Here is a 19,138-nt window from a genome sequence, read left to right as displayed (position 1 = left end):
AGTTTCTCCGAAAGGGCTCAGACCAAGGCCTGTGTGGGCGACGCGCTTTCCGCACCGCAAAGAAGGGATTCGGCGTCGACGAGGATCAGCATGCGCTCACCGACGGTGGCCATGCCGGTGATGAAGCCTTCGCCGTGCCCGGTGTGGACGTCGGGTGCGGGCAGGACTTCCCCTGGCTCGAGGCGGACCACGTCGGAAACGGAGTCGGCGACCACGCCGACGACCTTCGTCCCCAGGTTCAGCACGATGACCACGGTGGACAGGTTGTATTCCGCGTTGGCGCAGTCGAGCTTGAGGCGCAGGTCGACGATGGGCACCACCACGCCGCGCAGGTTCATCACGCCCAGCACCTCGACGGGTGAATGGGCGATGCGGGTGGGCGAAGTGAAGGAACGGATTTCCTGAACAGTCAGGATGTCGATGCCGTAGTCCACGGAGCCCAGGGTGAAGGACAGGTATTCGCGAACGGACGAGGCTTCCTGCGTTCCGGCGCGGGTGATGAGTGGAAGGTCAAGCATGGTCACGGGATGGGTTGAAGAGGTATCAAATATATGAGTTATTTGATTAAATTGATACCAAATTGAACACGTATTTCTTGGGAAATTGAGGTGACTTGGCAGAAATCAAAATTCCGGTGGTTATTGGCATATTTGATAAATATGGGGAAGACGAAGTCCTTGCCAGAAGGCCGCTCCCTTACGACGCGTTTCCAGGCCCTTGAAACACGGACGCCCGCTCCCAGATGGGAAAACGGAAACGCTGGAGGCGCGTTCTCCGGCGTTCCGTTCAACCACTTTGAATGGAGTCACCGCCATGTACCGATCCTTTTTCCCGCGCGACGTCTTCGCCGAGATGGATCGCCTGCAGCGCGAGATGCAGCAGGCTTACGATCTGTCTCCCACCATTCGCGGCTTCGCCCGCAACGGCTTTCCGGCGCTGAACGTCGGTAGCACCCCCAAGGCCATCGAAATCTATGCCTTTGCACCAGGCGTCGACCCGGCCACGCTCGAGGTCCATCTCGAGCGCGGCGTGCTCACCATTGCGGGCGAGCGCAAGACGCCGCTGTCGTCGGCCGATGCCAAGTCCACCATCCACATCAACGAACGCTTCGACGGCAAGTTCCACCGCGTGCTGACGCTGCCCGAAGACGCCGATCCGGAAGCGATCGAGGCCCGGCTGCGCGACGGCGTGCTGCACGTGTCGGTGCAGCGCCGGGCCTCGTCCCAGCCGCGGCGCATCACCATCCAGTGAGTTCCCATTCAGAAACAGAGGAGCCAACCATGAACGACAAGCTTCAGACCGCCGGTGCCACGCAAGGCAACGCGCAAGCCGCATCCACCCGCTACAGCGATGCGGCCCTGACGCCGCCGGTGGATGTGATCGAGGACAACGGCGGGATCACGCTCTACGCCGACCTGCCCGGGGTGAGCCGGGAAAAACTGCAGCTGCAGGTGGAGGCCGGCACGCTGACCATCGAAGCGGAGGCCGACTTGGCCGTGCCCGAAGGACTGACCTCCAGCCACACCGAGGTCGGCCTGGCGCGTTTTCGCCGGGTCTTCACGCTCAGCAAAGAGCTCGACACCGAGAAGGTTTCGGCCGAGCTCGCCCAGGGCGTGTTGACGCTGCGCATCCCGAAGGCTGCGCACGCGCAGCCGCGGCGCATCGAAGTCCAGGTGGCCTGAGCCTGGCGCCTGACGCGCCGCCTGCCGGGGCGTCAGGCGCGACGGCCGCGCCGCAGTTCACGAAGCAAATTCTCCACACCGCCAATCTTGAAAGGAGACCCACCATGGCGATGGCGCTCTTGCGCGAACTGGCTTCCCAGTCCTTGCCCCTCACAGTACGAGACCCCTATGTCGTCGAGCAGCTCCGCTGGCTTCGGGCGGCGAACTTCATCGCCGCCGTGACATCGCCGCCGGATGCGGGCCAACCGTTCGGTACGGTTTTCTCCCTGACCAAACGGGGGCGAGAGGCCTTGACGCTTGAACAGCGGGCCAAGGCGGCCTGAGCCTTGCTGACGAAGCCTGTCAACGTGCCTGCGGATTTGCATGAATTAAATAATTCAATAATAATTGAACCATGGAAGAAAATGCCGTGGTTCGTTCTCTGTTGGCGCTGGCCCAGGTGGTTCGCCTGCGGGTGTTCCGCGCCCTGGTCGTCGCAGGGCCCGACGGCATGACGCCGGGCGCGCTCGCGGAGGCGCTCGAAGTTCCGGCCACCGGCCTGTCCTTTCACCTCAAGGAACTGGCCAATGCCGGCCTGGTTTCACAGGAGCGCCAGGGCCGCAATCTCATCTACCGGGCGTCTTTCGAGGAGATGAACCAACTCCTGGCCTTTCTCACCGAAAACTGCTGCCAAGGGCAGGCATGCGAGCTGGCCGGCGACGCTCTTCAATCTCATCGAACGCCTTCATGCCAGCGGCCATCCTGATCTTCATCTTCACGCTCGTATTGGTCATCTGGCAACCGCGCGGCCTGGGTATCGGCTGGAGCGCTTCGCTCGGCGCCGTGATGGCATTGCTTTTGGGCGTGGTCCACCTGGGCGACGTTGCGGTGGTGTGGGGCATCGTCTGGAACGCGACCGCCACTTTCATTGCCGTCATCGTCATCAGCCTGCTGCTCGACGAGGCCGGCTTTTTCGAATGGGCCGCCTTGCACGTGGCGCGCTGGGGCCGGGGAAGCGGGCGGCGGCTGTTCGCCTTCATCGTGCTGCTGGGCGCCGCGGTTTCGGCGCTTTTCGCCAACGACGGCGCCGCGTTGATCCTCACGCCCATCGTGATGGCGATGCTCGTCGCGCTCGGCTTCACGCCGGCGGCCACGCTGGCCTTCGTGATGGCGGCGGGTTTCATCGCCGACACCGCCAGCCTGCCGCTGATCGTGTCCAACCTGGTGAACATCGTCTCCGCCGATTTCTTCAAGATCGGCTTCAACGCCTACGCAGCGGTCATGGTGCCGGTGAACCTCGCGGCCGTGCTGGCCAGCCTGCTGGTGCTGATGTTCCACTTCCGGCACAGCATCCCGGCGCGTTACGACGTGCGGTCGTTGAAGGCACCGCATGAGGTGATCCGCGACCACCGGACCTTTCGCGCGGGCTGGATCGTGCTGGCGCTGCTGCTGCTGGGCTTCTTCGGTCTGGAGCCGATCGGCGTGCCGGTGAGCGCCGTGGCCGCGGCCGGTGCGGCCGTGCTGCTGGCGGTGGCGGGCCGCGGCGCGGTGATCAGCACGAAGAAGGTCCTGCACGGCGCCCCCTGGCAGATCGTGGTGTTCTCGCTCGGCATGTACCTCGTGGTGTACGGGCTGCGCAATGCCGGGCTCACCGATCACATCGCCGGGCTGCTGAACCTGTTCGCCCAAGGCGGTGTGTGGGGTGCCGCGTTGGGCACCGGCTTCCTGACGGCCCTGTTGTCCTCGGTGATGAACAACATGCCGACGGTGCTGATCGGCGCGCTGTCCATCGATGCGACCGGCGCCACCGGTGTGGTCAAGGAGGCCATGGTCTACGCCAACGTGATCGGCTGCGACCTGGGGCCGAAGATCACGCCGATCGGCAGCCTGGCGACCTTGTTGTGGCTGCATGTGCTGGCTCAGAAAGGCACGACGATCGGCTGGGGCTACTATTTCAGGGTCGGCATCGTGCTGACCGTGCCGGTGCTGTTCGTGACACTCGCCGCGCTCGCCCTGCGGCTGGGTTGACGATTGTTTTTCCGCCAATGACACCTCGATACCCGACTTCCATGAACGACATCACGATCTACCACAACCCCGGCTGCGGCACGTCTCGCAATGTGCTCGCGCTGATCCGCAACACCGGCGAGGAGCCGACGGTCATCGAATACCTGCGGCACCCGCCGGACCGCGAGACGCTGGAGCAACTCGTTGCCGCGATGGGCATGCCCGTGCGCGATCTGCTGCGCCGCAAGGGCACACCCTATGACGAACTCGGCCTGGACGATGCGAAGTGGACCGACGAGCAGCTCATCGGCTTCATGCTGCAACATCCCATCCTCATCAACCGGCCTATTGTCGTGACGCCGCTCGGCACGCGCCTGTGCCGGCCCTCGGAAACCGTGCTCGACATCCTGCCGCGTCCTCAACAAGCGGCGTTCACCAAGGAAGATGGCGAAGCCGTGGTCGACGCGAAGGGCCAGCGTGTCGGCAAACCCTGATCTTCCGAACCTCGATGCGCAGTACTTCCGCAAGCCCGATCTGCGGCAGCTGCTGCCCGCGGCGCATGCCGCCCATGCGCCGCGCATCCTGCTGCTCTATGGTTCGGTGCGCGAGCGCTCTTACAGCCGGCTGCTGACCGAGGAGGCCGCACGCCTGCTGCAGGCCATGGGCGCCGATACGCGCATCTACGATCCGCGTGGACTGCCACTGCCCGATGGCGCGCCGGAAGACCACCCCAAGGTCCAGGAACTGCGCGATCTGGCGCAGTGGTCCGAAGGCATGGTCTGGTGCTCGCCCGAACGCCATGGCGCCATGACCGGCATCATGAAGGCGCAGATCGACTGGATTCCGCTGTCCGTGGGCTCGGTGCGGCCCACACAGGGCAAGACGCTGGCGGTGATGGAGGTGTCCGGTGGTTCGCAGTCGTTCAACGCCGTGAACCAACTGCGCGTGCTCGGCCGCTGGATGCGCATGATCACCATCCCCAACCAGTCGTCGGTGGCCAAGGCCTTCCTCGAGTTCGAGGAAAACGGACGCATGAAGCCCTCGCCGTATTACGAACGCGTGGTCGATGTGATGGAAGAATTGGTGAAGTTCACGCTGCTCACGCGCGATTGCGCGGAGTACCTGGTCGACCGCTACAGCGAGCGGCGCGAGAGCGCGGAGGCCCTGTCGCAGCGTGTCCAGCTGCGCAGCATTTGACGCGAGCCTGTGCATCCGAATCACAGGCTCGGTTGACGAAAAAAAGGCGGCCCGCAGGCCGCCTTCACAACAACACCGTGGTGTTCAGGCGTTGACCGACATTGCCGTCAGGTCGCCGGTGAGGTAACCCACCGAGGCGCCGAAGCGGTCCTTGTAGTTGGCGCGGATCAGCGGGTCGAGCGTCGGCTGCACCTTGCTGTGCAGCGAGCTGCTCCAGTCGCCGGCGTGCTGGAAGTTGCTCATGATGTAGGTCCAGCCATTGATCTCGTCCACGGCATGCAGGCCGGTGGATTCGCCGCCCGCCGGGATCGACATGATGCGCGACAGCTTCTTGGTGTCGACGTTGTAGGCCCACAGGAAGTTGTTGACGTGGTAGCCGCTGTCCTCGCCGATGAACAGCGTGCGCAGCTTCTCGCTGAACTTCAGGTTGTCGGGATTGGCCACCTTGTCCGGGTTGGCCAGGTTGCCCAGGGCGTCTGCGGCGATGTCCTCGCCGATGATGAAGGCACGGGTCTGCACCGGCATCCATTCGCTGGCGATGGCAGCGCCGGCCGTGTCCTTCTGGCCGCCGGCCAGGTTGTGGGCGAACACGCCGCCGGCGTTGATGGTCTTCTCCACCGTGATGTTGTTGTTGGCGTTCCAGGCGGCGTTGCCGCGCACCATCGAACTCTGGATGTTCTGCAGCGCCGAATAGGCGATCTTGTCCTTGATGTTGACCGTCGTGCCTTCGAGCTTGGTGAAGCCCATGCTGGCGCCCAGCAGGTTGGCGTAGCGGTGCGTTTCCAGGAAGGCCGCGGCCTTTTCCATGCCGGGCTTGAGCTTGACCCAGTTGGCCGCGCCGTCCACATACATCTTGGTGTAGGTGGCATCCAGCGGGTCGGTCTTGGACACCGTCATGATGTCGGCCGGCTTCAGGGTGTTGGCCAGGTTCTCGACCTCCGCGCTGGTGGCGTGGCCGAGGTTGATCCAGGTGATCGGTGCGCCGGCGGCGGCCGGGTCCACGGAGAAGCCTGCGCCGAGCTTGGCCACATAGAGCGTGCCGGCGGACAGATCCTTTTCCTTGTCGGCGACGAAGACGAACAAGCCGCCGTTGGTGTAGTCGTCCCCCATCAGCACGGTGCGGTTGTCGGGCATGACCTGCACCAGTTCGTGCGAGATGCGGCCCAGGCAGTAGTGCTTCTTCACCGAGCCGGTGCCGTCGGCCTTGACGGTGATCTCCGGCAGGTGGCCGTAGTGGTAGGGGTTGGCTGCGGTTTCGCTGCCGAACACGTTCTTGCTGTAGGCCTTGAACTGGGCGTTGGTGCTGGCGAAAGGCGCGTCAGGTTCGTATTCTTCGCTGGACAAATGGGTGCCCCAGGGCGACAGGCTGGCACCGCAGGTGATCCAAAGGCCGTGGGCGCTGGACATGTCCACGTTGTGGTACTTCACCAGGGAGAGCTTGCCGGTGTTCTTGTCCTGGTCGAGCGTGAGCACGGCAATCGGCGAAGGCAACACGCCGTAGGTGCTGTTGCCGGCCTGGTCGCGGGTGGTGTATTCGAACTGCACCACGGCGAACACCGTGTTGCCCTTCACGCCGGCCACCGTGGGGTTGGCCACCGTCAGCAGCGAGGTGCCGTCGGGCGAATCCGAGAAGAACTGGCGTTCCTTGCCGGCCACCGACTTGTCGATGATGGGCTGGTTGTTGATGTCCACATAACCGCCGGCGAGGATGGTGCCGCCATTGCCGTTGGGCACCATGTCGCCGGTCATGAAGAAGGGCTGGTAGGCCAGCTTGTAGCTGCGCACGGTGTTGTTGTCGAAGGCCACGTCCAGCGACGAGGCCACATAGGTCTTGGCCATGTCCGCCGGGTTCGCCAGCGTGGGTGCGGCCATGCCGTTGAACGTGGCCGAGGTGAACTTGGCGCCGTCGTTTCCGCCGCCGCAGGCCGACAGCGAGAGGGCCGAGGTCAGCGTGCCCAGGGGCAACACGGGAGCCGCGCCGAGGAACTTCAGGATCTGGCGGCGGGAAGCGACAGCGGGGCCGGAGGATGGGGTGAGGTCGGTCATCGTGGTTTTGAAGAAGGGGTGGAACGGCCGGTCATCGCGGCCTGGGAGCCGGCGATGGACCGTGGTTCTTGCCACCTGTTTCATCGCCTTGCTCGACGATGGTAGGAAGCTTGTATGACAGTTTCTTGAATTGTGCGGATGCGGCATAGCAGCCGTGCGCTGTCGGCGGCCAAGACGCGGACCCACCCTATCGCTTTCCCAGGAAAGGTATTCTTCACATTAATCAACGTAAATTTGCATGCAGTTAATCATTTATGATTTGTTGTTTAACAAACTTTGCTAACAAAATGATTGATGGAACTGGGTCTTTTTCTTCGCGCGGCCTGAGGACGGTGGCTGGTGCCGTGGTGGTGTGTTCCCTGGCCGCATGCGGTGGTGGAGGGGGCGGCGGGGGCGATAGCGCCGGCGGCGGGGGGACTGTGGCGCAGCCCGATGCGAACTTGCTCAAACTGAGCGCTTCCAATTACGTGAACAGCGCCCGTGAGGTGTTGGCGGCCGATGCCCAGTTGCAGGGCAACACCAACGTTTCGTCCCTCGTCACCGGCGTCGACGCTGCGCAAGCCACGGGCACCAGCCGCTTCGTGCAGCAGCAATTGCCCAGGCTCGCCGACTGGGTGCGCGCCGCGAAATCCTATGCGGTGGGTGCCACCGCGTCAGAGTCCTATCCGTGCAGCGTGTCGGGCAGCCTGCTCGTCACCGCCACCGATGCCAACAACAACCGACGTCTCGACGGTGGCGACGCCGTGACCGTGGTGGCCAACGACTGCCGGGAGCCGAATGCGGACCCGATGACCGGTACTTTCACCATCACCGTCAACGCCATTTCGGGCGACATCGACTCCGACAAGTACGCCGTCGATCTCAGTGTTGCGTTCGGCAATCTGAAGTTCACCAGCGTCACCGGCGCTGCCACGATGGCGGGCACGGTGCGCCTCATCAATGAATCGTTCGGGGCTGATGGCTACAAAAACAGCTTCTCCACCGACAACTACAACATCACCGGTGATCTGGCCGGCATGGCCTACAGCCGGGTCTTCACCAATTACGCCAGCAGTTATGCCCATACGGGCACGGCACCCGACTATCGCGATACCTTGGTGATCAATGGCAGCTTGCTCAGCAGCCACTTCAACAACCAGTCGGTACGGATCAGCACCCCGACGCCGTTGGTCAGCGTTCCGGGCGGGCTGCAATCAGGTCAGTTGCTGCTGACCGGCGCCGCCGGAGGCCAGGTGCGCGTGAGCGCGGACGGCGCCCTGGCCGCGCTGGTTGAGTTCGACGAGAACGGCGACGGCAACTACGACACGAAGACCACCCAGCCGTGGTGAGCGTCGCCACAAGCCTGGCCGTGCCGCGCCGGGATTCCGGGGGGCCATGGCGGGTGTGCATGCTGCTGCTGGCCTGCGCATTGGCCCCGCCTGCGTTGGCGGGGTCTTGTGGCTCGCCGGTGCTGGACGCCAACGTCGGCACCGAGCGCAGCCGCTGGTCCGAGTTCGATGGCGCCGGGGGGCGCCTGGTCAAGGAAGGCGGCTGGCTGAAAACCGTCACTGTGGGTGCCGGCCTGGAATGCGCCGGCTGGACTTGGCAGGGGCACGTCCAGCACGCGCAGGGCAACCGCGACTACGATGGCCGCAGCAACAACGGCGCGCCGCTGCAGACCTCGAGCGACATACGCCGCCAACGGTTGGACCTGCAGGCCTGGCGACCCGGGAGCGAGGCGCTGGCGTTCGGCGCACAGTTGAACTGGACCATGCTGGACCGCGATATCGCCGGGGTGGGATGGGTGAAGGGTTATCCGGAGCAGTTCCGGTACCTGCAGGCCGCGGTCGGCGCGCGTTATGCCGTGTCCGACATCGCCGGCATGAGGTTCGGCGTCGAAGCCTGGCTGGGCGCTGGTCCGGCGGGTCACGTCACGGTGCAGTTGCCGGGTTTCGACGAGGCCCGCCTGCGGCTGGGCCGCAGCCAGTGGGCCCGGTTGGGTCTGTCGCTGTCGTCGACCGAGGCCGCACCGCAAGTCGCCGGGTGGGGCTGGCAACTTCGGCTCGACCTGCGCCAGGAAAACACCCGCGCCGGTCAGCCACAGCCCTTGTACCGGCACGGCGTGCTGGCCGGCGGCGCGGTGCAGCCCAAGTTCCGGCAGACCAGTGTCGGGCTGGATGCCGGATTGCGCTACCGGTTCTGAGCTTGGACGATGCCGGTTAGGGCAGGCTCACCTGCGCCCCGTCGCCGGCTTCCGGCGCATCCGCGACGAAGCTGTCGCGGAAGGTGAAGAAGATCGAGGTGAAGAACATCGTGGCCATGATCAGCGCCACCGGCACCATGGCCGCGGCGGCGAGTTGGGGCGAGTCGAGCAGCGCGGCGACGGTGGTCATGATGATGCCGGCCACGATGAACACGCCGACCCAGGCCAGGCCGAACACGGTGTAGGCGCCGAAGTTGCGCATGCAGGCGACAAAGCTGAAGAACAGGCTCTTGACCGGCGGCACGCCGTACCAGTGCACCAGCGCCGGCGCATGCCAGAACAGCAGCGACAGCGGCAGGTACAGTGCCATCCCGACCCACATCGCCGTCTGGAAGCTTGGCTCGGCCAGGGTTTCACGCGAAATCTGCGCGCCCAGCAAATACATCCGGGCGAAGCTGCCGCCGTCGAACAGGGCCGAGATGCCCATGATCAGCAGGAAGCCGAACGCATACAGCGCGCCGAGGGTGAGCATGGCACGCACGCGCTGGCGGCCGGCGCGAAAGGCGCTGACCAGGATCAGCGGCGTGGGGAACTTGCCCTTGGTCGCCTCCTGCGTGGCGGCCATCAGCCCGAGCGTGGCTGCCGGCAGCAGGCCGAGCGCGAGCGCACTGCCGAGCAATGGCAGCATGGTGGCGATGGTCATCACGGCCATGAACATGAAGAACAGGCCAGCCAGGGCCAATGGCTGTTTGAAGAAGGTCAGGATGCCCGACTTGACCCAGGCGGCGCCGGTGCGTGCCGGCACGATGTTGAGCTTCATGCGCAGACCGCCAGTTGGCCGATATCGGCCAGCGGATGAGCCACGCGCTCCCGCAACACCCGCTCGAAATGCGAGGGATCGTGCGCCTTGAGCATGTCCGCCGCGCGCGGCAGATGGAAATCCCAGAGCCGCGAGATCCAGAAGCGCAGTGCACCGGCGCGCAGCATGGCCGGTAGCAACTGGCGCTCGGGGCCGGTCAGCGGCCGCACGGATTCGTAGGCCTGCAGGAATGCCGCCGTGCGTGCCGCATCGGTCGCGCCGGTGGCCAGGTCGATGCACCAGTCGTTGAGGCACACCGCCAGGTCGAACAGCCAGGTGTCGTCGCCCGCGAAATAGAAGTCGAAGAAGCCGCTCAGTACCGGGCCTGCCTGGCCGTCGGCGCCGCTGTCGAACATCACGTTGTCGCGGAACAGGTCGGCATGCACCGGTCCGCGCGGCAGCGCCGCGTAGGCGGACGAGGCCGCGACGTGGTTCTGGAAAGCGAGTTCGCTCTGCAGCAGCGCGGCCTGTGGTGGATCGAGATAGGGCTTGACCACCGGCACGGTTTCATTCCACCAGGCCAGGCCACGCAGGTTGGGCTGGCTGCGGTTGAAGTCTCGGCCCGCCAGGTGCATGCGCGCCAGCATCGCGCCCACCGCGCGGCCGTGCGCGACGCCGGGCGCGAGTTCGCTCCTGCCAGCGAGCCTGGTCACCACCGAGGCCGGCTTGCCCTGCACGGTGTGCAGGACGTCGCCGTCGCGGTTGGCCACCGGGTCCGGCACGGGGATGCCGCGCTGCGCCAGGTGCTTCATCAGGTACAGGTAGTAGGGCAGTTGCTCGAAACTCAGCCGTTCGAACAGCGTGAGCACGTATTCGCCTTCGACCGTGCTCATGAAATAGTTGGTGTTCTCGATGCCGCCTTCGATGCCGCGCAGCGCGCTGGCCTCACCCAGACCGAGCTCGCGCGACAGCGCCTGCGCCTCTTCCAAAGAGACTTTCGTGTAGACAGCCATGACGGGGAAATCGAATCAGAAATTGAACAGTTTCCAGACCCGCTGGCCGGAATTGCCGGACGCGGCATCGCGCTCGCCCAGCGGCCGGTTGCGCGCGCCATTGGCCGGCACCACCTCATAGGCGGGCATGCCGTTGGTCGGCTGCACGGTGATGCTCTGGGTTTCGCCGCCGTAGCGGCGCTCTTCGATGTGCACGTCCTTATCTTCGACCTGGATGTGTTCGATGCGCTGGTCCACCCGGGAGCCGGGCCGGGCGGGTGCGGAGGCCGCTTCAGCGGGCGCGGCCGGGGCCGCCGGAGATTGGGCCCAGGCGGCGGCCTGCCCGAGCAGGAGGGCCGAAAGGAGCGGAATGAGGTGGAAGGCGCGCATGCCTGGATTGTAGGACCGATGCCTGACCCGCGTGGCGCCCACCCCACAAAACGCCAGGGCACACGGCCGGAATGGCCGCGCCTCCCAGGCGAGGGCGACGTGGAAGGCCTGGAGGACGTCTTTCTTGCATCCAGCCGAGCCGCCGCCATGGCGTTCGAGCCATGGAGTTCGAATCTGTCAGCCTCGACGTCGATCTGACGACCGCCACGACCGTCCTCAAGAAAGCGGCTCATCCGTCGATCAATATCCCATGAGAATCACATCTTCCGCTTCCGTCTCATCGCAAGACGCTCAGGCTGCCAGCCAAATCGCGGCGCTGGTCAAGCAGATGTTGCAACTCATGCAACAGTTGAAAGACGTGGCCGCGCAGGACATGGATGCGAAGGCCAAGGACTTGCAGGTCAAGCTGCTGCAGGCGCAGATTCAACTGGTGCAGGCCCAGATCGCCGCGATCCAGCGCCAGCAGCAACAGGCGCAATGGGACCAGCAGCGGGTGGCCCAGGCCGACCAGGATGCCCAGGCCGCGCCGCGCGTATCCCGATCACCCGGGCTGGGCGAAAACCTCGATACCTACGCCTGAAACGTCGGCAGCGTTCACCTCACGCCGGGTCGCGGGGGCGCAGGCAAAATGCCGCCATGACAAAGAAAACCCTGCTGCTGGTCGATGGTTCCAGCTACCTGTACCGTGCCTTCCACGCCATGCCCGACCTGCGCGCCGTGCCCGGCGACCCGACCAGCCCGGCCACCGGAGCGATCCGCGGCATGATCAACATGATGACCAGCCTGCGCCGCGAGCAGCCCGCCGATTTCGCGGCCTGCATCTTCGACGCGCCGGGCAAGACCTTCCGCGACGACTGGTATCCCGACTACAAGGCGCACCGCTCGCCCATGCCCGACGATCTGCGCAGCCAGATCGAGCCGATCCATGAGGTGGTGCGCGCGCTCGGCTGGCCGGTGCTGGTGGTGCCGGGGGTGGAGGCCGATGACGTGATCGGCACGCTGGCCGTGGTGGCCGCGGCGCAGGGCATCGAGGTCATCGTCTCCAGCGGCGACAAGGACCTGAGCCAGCTGGTGGACGAACACATCACCATCATCGACACCATGAACGGCAAGCGCCGCGACGTGGCCGGCGTCACCGCCGAGTTCGGCGTGCCGCCGTCGCTGATGGTGGACTACCAGACCCTGGTGGGCGACACCGTGGACAACGTGCCCGGCGTGGCCAAGGTCGGGCCGAAGACGGCGGCCAAGTGGCTCATGGAGTACGGCTCCCTCGATAGGCTGCTCGAGCGCGCCCATGAGATCAAGGGCGTGGCCGGCGAGAACCTGCGCAATGCGCTGGACTGGCTGCCGCAGGGCCGCAGGCTGGTGACGATCCGCACCGATTGCGACCTGGCCGCGCACATCGCCGGCCTGCCGGCGCTGGACGCCATGGCCTTCACCGAACAGCAGGCCGACGCGCTGCGCGCCTTCTACGAGAAATATGGCTTCAAGGGACTGGTGCGCACGCTGGAGGCCGCCGCGGTGGTCGATGCCGCCGTGCTGGCGTCGCCGACGCCGAAGCCGCGCGCCAGGCCGGGCAACGAACCCGGCCTGTTCGACGACCCCGAGGACATCATCGCCGACGAGGAAGCGCGCGTGGCGCAGGCCACGTCCCTGCGCTACGACACCATCCTGACCTGGGAACAGCTCGCGCCCTGGCTGGCGCGCCTCGATGCCGCCGAGCTGGTCGCGGTGGACACCGAGACGACCTCGCTCAACGAGGTGGTGGCCGAGATCGTCGGCGTGAGCTTCAGCGTCGAGCCGGGCGAGGCCGCCTACGTTCCGCTGGCGCACGATTACCCGGATGCGCCAGCGCAATTGCCGCGCGACGAAGTGCTGGCGCGGCTCAAGCCCTGGCTCGAAAATCCGAGCCGGAAAAAACTCGGCCAACACATCAAGTACGACCGCCACGTGTTCGCCAACCACGGCATCGAGGTGCAGGGCTACGCGCACGACACCATGCTGCAGAGCTACGTGCTCGAAGTGCACAAGCCGCACGGCCTGGCCAGCCTGGCCGAGCGCCACCTGGGGCGCAGCGGCGTGAACTACGAGGACCTGTGCGGCAAGGGCGCGAGCCAGATCCCGTTCAGCCAGGTCGACATCGGCAAGGCCTCGCATTACGCGTGCGAAGACTCCGACCAGACGCTGGACGTGCACAACACGCTGTGGCCGCAGTTGCAGGCCGATGCCAAGCTGCGTTTCATCTACGAACTGGAAATCGCATCGAGCGAGGCGTTGTACCGCATCGAACGCAACGGCGTGCTGATCGACGCACCGATCCTGGCCAAGCAGAGCGGCGAGCTTGGCGCGCGTATCCTGCAGCTCGAGGCCGAGGCGCACGAACTCGCGGGCCAGCCGTTCAACCTCGGCAGCCCGAAGCAGATCGGCGAGATCTTCTTCACCAAGCTCGGCCTGCCGGTGGTGAAGAAGACCGCCACCGGCGCGCCCAGCACCGATGAAGAAGTGCTCGAGAAACTCGCCGAGGACTACCCGCTGCCGGCCAAGATCCTGGAGCACCGCGGGCTGTCGAAGCTCAAGGGCACCTACACCGACAAGCTCGCTCAACTCGCCAACCCGCGCACCGGCCGCGTGCACACGCACTACGCACAGGCCGTGGCCGTGACCGGGCGGCTCTCCAGCAACGACCCGAACCTGCAGAACATCCCGATCCGCACCGCCGAGGGCCGGCGCGTGCGCGAAGCCTTCGTGGCGCCCGCCGGCCGCGTGATCGCCAGCGCCGACTATTCCCAGATCGAGCTGCGCATCATGGCCCACATCAGCGGCGATCCTGCGCTGCTCCACGCCTTCAAGGAGGGCCTCGACGTGCACCGCGCCACCGCGGCCGAGGTCTTCGGCGTGGCGGTGGACCAGGTGTCGAGCGAGCAGCGGCGCTATGCCAAGGTCATCAATTTCGGCCTGATCTACGGCATGAGCGCCTTCGGCCTGGCGCGCAACCTCGGCATCGACAACACCGCGGCCAAGAACTACATCGCGCGTTACTTCGAGCGCTACCCGGGCGTGAAGCACTACATGGACGAGACCCGACTCAGTGCCAAGAGCAAGGGTTATGTGGAAACGGTGTTCGGCCGGCGGCTGTATCTGCCCGAGATCAATTCACCCAACGGTCCGCGCCGCGGCGGCGCCGAGCGCGCGGCCATCAACGCGCCGATGCAGGGCACGGCGGCCGATCTCATCAAGCTCAGCATGGTCGAGGTGCAGCGGGTGCTGGACGCCGAGCGGCGCGGCACGCTGATGATCATGCAGGTGCACGACGAACTGGTGTTCGAGGTGCCCGAGGCCGAGATCGAATGGGTGCGCATGGAGATCCCGCGCATCATGGCCGGCGTGGCCGACCTGCAGGTGCCGCTGCTCGCGGAAGTCGGTTTCGGCGCGAACTGGGATCAGGCGCACTGAGCTTCAATCCGCGCTGCGTCCGACTGAAAATAGGTCGGTGATCTCGTAGCGGTTGCGGCCCGAATTCTTGGCGCGGTAGAGCGCCGCATCGGCCGCGTCCACCAGGGCTTCCGGCTTGAAGGCCGGGTCGGGCACGGCGCTGGCCACGCCGATGCTCAGCGTGAGCTGCGGCGCGGTGGCCGAGGCCGCATGCGGGATGTCGGCCAGGGCCAACTGCTCCATGCAACGCTGGGCCATGAAGCGCGCCTCGTCGTTGCTGGTGGCCGGCATCAGCAGGGCGAATTCCTCGCCGCCGTAACGTGCCACGACTTCACCCGAGCGGCGCAGGCAGCTCTGCAGCACCTGGGCCACGCGGCGCAGGCATTCGTCGCCGGCCAGGTGGCCGTAGTGGTCGTTGTAGCCCTTGAAATGGTCGATGTCGATGATCAGCAGGGCCAGCGGCTCCTGATGGCGCGCCTCGCGCAGCCATTCGGCGGCCAGCGTCTCGTCGAAGTGCCGGCGGTTGGCGATGCCCGTGAGCCCGTCGGTCACCGACAGCATGGCCAGCCGCTCGTTGGCGGCTTCGAGCGCCTGGCGCTGGTGCACCATCTCGGTCACCTCCATGCCCGCGGCCACCACATAGCCTTGCGGCGTGCGGATTTCGTAGATGTGCATCCAGCGGCCGTCGCGAACTTCCTGCAGCATCGGCGCCACGTGGGTGCCGCGACGGGCCAGGCGCTCGGCCAGCCATTCCTGCTCCCGGCCGATGGCGGCGGTGATCCACTGGTGCTGCAGGGAGTGCTGCATGATGTGGTCGAAGCTCAGGCCGACCATGGTGCGCAGGTTCATGTGCGGATGAAGTTGCACCGCATGTTCGTTGCAGATCACCAGCTTGTCCTGCGCGTCGTAGATTTCGATGCCCACCGGCATGCCCTCGATCGCCGACTCGAGCAGGGCCCGCGCCTCCTGGGAGGCCAGCCGCGCGAGCTCGAGTGCGCCGCGCTGCTTCTGGGCCAGGCGGCGCGCGCGCTCCAGATCGCGCTCCTTGCGCACGGCGTCGGTCACGTCGGTGTGCAGGCCGACCATCCAGCCATCGCCGCTGCGGCGTTCGTTGATGCGCACCCAGCGGTCGTCGGCCAGGGCCTGCGTCATCTGCGTGGCGGGCGCACGGTGCTGGGCCAGGCGCTGCTGGACCCAGGTTTCCTCGCGGCCCCGGGCTTCGACCACTTCGCCCAGCGCCACTGCGCGGCGCAGGATGTCCTCGTAGCGCGCTCCGGGGACGATGTGTGCCGCCGTCTTCGGAAACATCGCCATGAACCCCGCATTGGCGCGCACCAGCCGGTCCTGTGCGTCGAACACCGAACAGATGCTGTCCGCGGGCAGGATGTCGAACAGCGCGCGCAACTGGACCTCTGCACTGGCCGCGGCCTCGCGGGCCCGCCGGGCCTGGTCCAGCGCGCGGCGCTGGCCGACCAGCGCCGAGGCGGCCGTGCCGAGCGCCACCAGCAGGGCCACCAGCATGCTGAGCAAGGCTGCCGAGAAACCGCCCTGGCCGAGCTGCCAGATCGCGGCCAGCCCGAGCACCAGCGATCCCGTCCCCAAGAGGGGCAGACCGAGGCTGAATTTGGCGGGCTTGTCGGAGGTGTGTTTCATCAAGACGGTCCACCGCCTCTGGCTGAGTGGCTGCACAGTCTAGCAGTGGCGTCGAAAAAGAGTAACAAGGTGTACTTAGGTTCTTTAGGGGGTTGGGATGCCGGCACGGGGCACTTGTTAAGATCGACCACCGCTTGTCGGGCTGCCAGCGGCCCGGCCGGTGGCCGCGGGTGTCGCGGCCGCGTTCCTCCATGCCCACCGAAGTTTTAATATCAAAGTTGCCGCCAATGCAGTCGGGGCGTGCGTAAGTAGCTATGATTCTGGTAGCAATCCTGATCGGCACCCTGTGTGCCGGTATTGGCAGCGTCTGGCTCGCCGCGATGCTGACTTTCGGCGTATTGTCGCGTTACACCCAGCACATGCTGAGCCTGGCCGCGGGCGCGCTGCTCGCCACGGGCTTCATGCATCTGCTGCCCGAGGCCTTCGAAAGCCAAGCCGGCGCGCAGGAGTTGTTTGCCACGCTGCTGGCGGGTCTGGTGTTCTTCTTCCTGCTCGACAAGGCCGAACTCTGGCACCACGGGCACGAACACCACCACCACAGCGCCCAGGGCCAAGTCCAGGGCCACGGCCACGCGGAGGATCACCACACCCATGACCATCACGACCATGGCACCCATACCGTGCAGTCTCCGCGCACCGGCGGCTGGGCCGTGTTGGTCGGCGACAGTGTGCATGCGTTCGGCGACGGCATCCTGATCGCCTCGGCGTTCATCGCCGACCTGCGCCTGGGCTGCGTGGCCGCGCTGGCGGTGCTGGTGCACGAGGTGCCGCACCACATGGGCGACCTGGTGGTGCTGCGCGCCACGTCGGACAACCGCAAGGCGGCGCTGGTCAAGGTGTCGCTGGCGGGCTCGGTGACGGCGATCGGCGGCGTCGTCGGCTTCGGCCTGGTGGACATGCTGCACCAATGGCTGCCGTATTTCCTGGTCATGGCGTCGAGCAGCTTCATCTACGTGGCGCTGGCCGACCTGATCCCCCAATTGCAAAAGCGCCTGTCGGCACGCGAGACGGCCGCCCAGGTGGCCTGGCTGCTGGCCGGCATCGCGCTGGTGAGCGTGGTCAGCGGCCTGGCGCACGGTGGACACTGAGCGCGCCGCGCGCTTTCAACGGCGGTAGGGGTCATTGGGCCGCCGGTCGATGGCGTTGGGCACGCCGTCGCCATCGCGGTCGCCGCGCGCCCAGCCACCCTGGCGCATTTCCCATCGGCCGTCGCGCTGGACCCAGGTCGGCGTGGCGTAGTGGAAGCCCGGCCGCTCGCGCAGCCAGACCCCGCTGACCCAGACCGGATTCGGGCCACGCGCCTCCCAGTGGCCGGGCACCCAGATCTGGCCCGCACGCGGGGCAGGCACGACTTCATAACGCGGCGGTGGCGGGGCGCCACGCAGGCCGATGTTCGACTCGGCCAGGGCCGGCGTCGTGCTGGCGGCACCCAGGCAGGCCAGGGCAACGCAGGTGGCGGCAAAACTCTTGCTCATCATGAGGTTCTCCTTCGGTTCAACCCATGCGCCGAAGGCCGGCGCTTTCAGCCAGCTTCGGCGTCAGAGGTAAAGCCACCATGCGCTGAATGCGAAGAGATGTAAAGCCCTTGATGCGTTCGGGAAACCTTCGGGCCGTGTGGCTCATCTCCGTTGTCTCGCGGCTTGTTTTCCTACAACTGCCGTCGCGCACCGATGACATGGGCGCGCCGGCCGATTCATCAACATGAAGCTTCATCTTCGGCATGGCCTTCGAGACAAAAGGCGCCGGAGCCGGTTTCACCTTTCATCGAAGGAGCATCCAAATGGCTATGGCAGACGAACGCAACGAACGCAACCTGAATCTCGACCCGATCACCGACGAAGCCGGCGCACACCCGGTCGGCACCGGCATCGGCGCGGCCAGCGGAGGCATGGCCGGCGCAGCGGCCGGTGCCTTCGGCGGGCCCGTCGGCGCGGCCGTGGGACTGGTCGCTGGCGCGGTCGTGGGCGGCTTGGCCGGCAAGGCGACCGCCGAGGGCATCAACCCGACGGTGGAGCATGCCTACTGGCGCGAGCGCTACGGCAACGAAGACTATGTGCAGACCGGTTACACCTATGACGACTATGGCCCGGCCTATGAATACGGCTGGAGCAGCCGTGGCGCCTATCCCGGCGAATTCGAATCCGCCGAGCCGACGCTGGCCACGGCCTGGGCGGAGCGCCGCGGCACCTCTAGCCTGACGTGGGACCAGGCACGCCCGGCCACCCGTGCGGCCTGGGACCGCGTCGATCGGCAGTATGCGGGCGGCTATGTCGGTGACACGGCCGATGTCGGCGTTGGGGTTGACGGCGCGATGGACAACGACGACGTGGTCGACGTGCTGAACGACCTGCTGGAGACCTGCCGCGATGGCGAATACGGCTTCCGCGAAGTGGCCGAGCACACCAAGACCGCTACCTTGAAGACCACCTTCCTGCAGCGTTCCAACGAGTGTCTGAAGGCCGGTTCAGAACTGCAGTCGCTGGTCGTGCGCTACGGTGGCGAAGTCGCCGAGGGCGGGACGACCAGCGGTGCGTTGCACCGCGGCTGGGTGTCGGTGCGCGGGGCGCTGGGCGGCCTGAGCGACCTGGCCATGCTCAACGAATGCGAGCGCGGCGAAGACGCCGCACTGGCCCGTTATCGCAAGGCGCTGAAGGAAGAGGGCCTGCCGTCGGACGTGCGCGCGCTCATCGAGCGGCAATTGCAGGGCGTCCAGCGCAACCACGACCAGATCAAGCTGCTGCGGGATCAGGAAAAGGCAAGGGCGTAAAGACAGCCACCC

General features: G+C 66.0%; 21 protein-coding genes. 13 read left to right on the top strand and 8 right to left on the bottom strand.

The features are described from left to right. Window positions 1-17: 17 nt before the first annotated feature. On the bottom strand, window positions 18-518 hold the full coding sequence (locus RD110_RS20105) for a chemotaxis protein CheW (RefSeq protein ID WP_076205333.1): 501 nt from the start codon (window positions 516-518) through the stop codon (window positions 18-20). 295 nt (window positions 519-813) lie between these two features. Between RD110_RS20105 and RD110_RS20100 the strand changes: the two genes are divergently transcribed. The 7 genes from RD110_RS20100 to arsH all read left to right on the top strand — a co-directional run bounded on the left by RD110_RS20100 (window position 814) and on the right by arsH (window position 4,865). Further along, window positions 814-1,251, top strand: coding sequence for an Hsp20/alpha crystallin family protein (locus RD110_RS20100; protein WP_076201466.1), 438 nt, complete (start codon window positions 814-816; stop codon window positions 1,249-1,251). A gap of 29 nt (window positions 1,252-1,280) precedes the next feature. Further along, a complete protein-coding gene (locus tag RD110_RS20095; protein ID WP_076201464.1) occupies window positions 1,281-1,682 on the top strand; it encodes an Hsp20/alpha crystallin family protein in 402 nt (133 codons plus the stop codon). A gap of 104 nt (window positions 1,683-1,786) precedes the next feature. Further along, entirely contained in the window at window positions 1,787-2,005 is a 219-nt protein-coding gene (locus tag RD110_RS20090; protein WP_076201462.1) for a hypothetical protein, read from the top strand. Window positions 2,006-2,076: 71 nt separating this feature from the next. Then, window positions 2,077-2,427, top strand: coding sequence for an ArsR/SmtB family transcription factor (locus RD110_RS20085; RefSeq protein WP_076201460.1), 351 nt, complete (start codon window positions 2,077-2,079; stop codon window positions 2,425-2,427). Next, complete coding sequence (locus RD110_RS20080; RefSeq protein WP_076201459.1) at window positions 2,409-3,689, top strand: arsenic transporter; 1,281 nt, start codon at window positions 2,409-2,411, stop codon at window positions 3,687-3,689. The genes RD110_RS20085 and RD110_RS20080 overlap by 19 nt, the downstream gene beginning before the upstream one ends. A gap of 41 nt (window positions 3,690-3,730) precedes the next feature. Continuing rightward, a complete protein-coding gene (gene arsC, locus RD110_RS20075; protein ID WP_076201457.1) occupies window positions 3,731-4,162 on the top strand; it encodes an arsenate reductase (glutaredoxin) in 432 nt (143 codons plus the stop codon). After that, the gene (arsH, locus tag RD110_RS20070; protein WP_076201456.1) at window positions 4,113-4,865 is read left to right on the top strand and encodes an arsenical resistance protein ArsH; all 753 of its coding nucleotides are present in this window, start codon (window positions 4,113-4,115) and stop codon (window positions 4,863-4,865) included. Before arsC ends, arsH begins: the two co-directional genes overlap by 50 nt. Before the next feature lie 84 nt (window positions 4,866-4,949). Here arsH and RD110_RS20065 read toward each other — a convergent pair whose 3' ends face one another. Next, complete coding sequence (locus RD110_RS20065; RefSeq protein WP_076205331.1) at window positions 4,950-6,911, bottom strand: PhoX family protein; 1,962 nt, start codon at window positions 6,909-6,911, stop codon at window positions 4,950-4,952. A gap of 440 nt (window positions 6,912-7,351) precedes the next feature. Between RD110_RS20065 and RD110_RS20060 the strand changes: the two genes are divergently transcribed. Continuing rightward, window positions 7,352-8,239: a hypothetical protein gene (locus RD110_RS20060; protein ID WP_076201454.1), complete on the top strand. Its 888-nt coding sequence runs from the start codon at window positions 7,352-7,354 to the stop codon at window positions 8,237-8,239. Beyond that, on the top strand, window positions 8,236-9,093 hold the full coding sequence (locus RD110_RS20055; RefSeq protein WP_157900257.1) for a hypothetical protein: 858 nt from the start codon (window positions 8,236-8,238) through the stop codon (window positions 9,091-9,093). The genes RD110_RS20060 and RD110_RS20055 overlap by 4 nt, the downstream gene beginning before the upstream one ends. A 16-nt stretch (window positions 9,094-9,109) precedes the next feature. Here the strand turns inward: RD110_RS20055 and RD110_RS20050 are convergent, their stop codons facing one another. Genes RD110_RS20050 through RD110_RS20040 form a run of 3 tightly spaced genes read right to left on the bottom strand, consistent with a single transcriptional unit; the run spans window position 9,110 to window position 11,274 of the window. Then, the gene (locus RD110_RS20050; RefSeq protein ID WP_076201450.1) at window positions 9,110-9,913 is read right to left on the bottom strand and encodes a BPSS1780 family membrane protein; all 804 of its coding nucleotides are present in this window, start codon (window positions 9,911-9,913) and stop codon (window positions 9,110-9,112) included. Continuing rightward, a complete protein-coding gene (locus RD110_RS20045) occupies window positions 9,910-10,905 on the bottom strand; it encodes a homoserine kinase (RefSeq protein ID WP_076201448.1) in 996 nt (331 codons plus the stop codon). Before RD110_RS20045 ends, RD110_RS20050 begins: the two co-directional genes overlap by 4 nt. A gap of 15 nt (window positions 10,906-10,920) precedes the next feature. Next, complete coding sequence (locus tag RD110_RS20040; protein WP_076201446.1) at window positions 10,921-11,274, bottom strand: hypothetical protein; 354 nt, start codon at window positions 11,272-11,274, stop codon at window positions 10,921-10,923. A 250-nt stretch (window positions 11,275-11,524) separates the two neighbouring features. Here RD110_RS20040 and RD110_RS20035 point away from each other — a divergent pair, with 250 nt between their 5' ends. Both RD110_RS20035 and polA read left to right on the top strand, forming a co-directional pair. Further along, window positions 11,525-11,854: a FlxA-like family protein gene (locus RD110_RS20035; RefSeq protein WP_083686377.1), complete on the top strand. Its 330-nt coding sequence runs from the start codon at window positions 11,525-11,527 to the stop codon at window positions 11,852-11,854. A gap of 56 nt (window positions 11,855-11,910) precedes the next feature. Further along, complete coding sequence (gene polA, locus RD110_RS20030) at window positions 11,911-14,727, top strand: DNA polymerase I (protein ID WP_076201436.1); 2,817 nt, start codon at window positions 11,911-11,913, stop codon at window positions 14,725-14,727. 3 nt (window positions 14,728-14,730) lie between these two features. Here polA and RD110_RS20025 read toward each other — a convergent pair whose 3' ends face one another. Further along, window positions 14,731-16,359, bottom strand: coding sequence for a GGDEF domain-containing protein (locus RD110_RS20025; RefSeq protein WP_076201435.1), 1,629 nt, complete (start codon window positions 16,357-16,359; stop codon window positions 14,731-14,733). 254 nt (window positions 16,360-16,613) lie between these two features. Here RD110_RS20025 and RD110_RS20020 point away from each other — a divergent pair, with 254 nt between their 5' ends. Continuing rightward, window positions 16,614-17,447 (top strand): ZIP family metal transporter, encoded by an 834-nt coding sequence (locus tag RD110_RS20020; RefSeq protein ID WP_076201433.1) that lies wholly within the window; start codon window positions 16,614-16,616, stop codon window positions 17,445-17,447. Window positions 17,448-17,462: 15 nt separating this feature from the next. Here the strand turns inward: RD110_RS20020 and RD110_RS20015 are convergent, their stop codons facing one another. Together RD110_RS20015 and RD110_RS28105 are read right to left on the bottom strand one after the other, a co-directional pair. After that, entirely contained in the window at window positions 17,463-17,837 is a 375-nt protein-coding gene (locus RD110_RS20015; protein ID WP_083686375.1) for a YXWGXW repeat-containing protein, read from the bottom strand. A gap of 16 nt (window positions 17,838-17,853) precedes the next feature. Beyond that, on the bottom strand, window positions 17,854-18,081 hold the full coding sequence (locus RD110_RS28105) for a hypothetical protein (protein ID WP_157900256.1): 228 nt from the start codon (window positions 18,079-18,081) through the stop codon (window positions 17,854-17,856). Between the two features lie 58 nt (window positions 18,082-18,139). Here RD110_RS28105 and RD110_RS20010 point away from each other — a divergent pair, with 58 nt between their 5' ends. Beyond that, window positions 18,140-19,126, top strand: a complete 987-nt coding sequence (locus RD110_RS20010; RefSeq protein ID WP_394329422.1) for a ferritin-like domain-containing protein — start codon at window positions 18,140-18,142, stop codon at window positions 19,124-19,126. The last annotated feature ends 12 nt before the right edge of the window (window positions 19,127-19,138 follow it).

It is taken from the genome of Rhodoferax koreense, assembly GCF_001955695.1.
GTDB classification, from domain to species: Bacteria; Pseudomonadota; Gammaproteobacteria; order Burkholderiales; family Burkholderiaceae_C; genus Rhodoferax_B; species Rhodoferax_B koreensis.
This window is presented reverse-complemented; position numbering and strand designations above follow the sequence as displayed.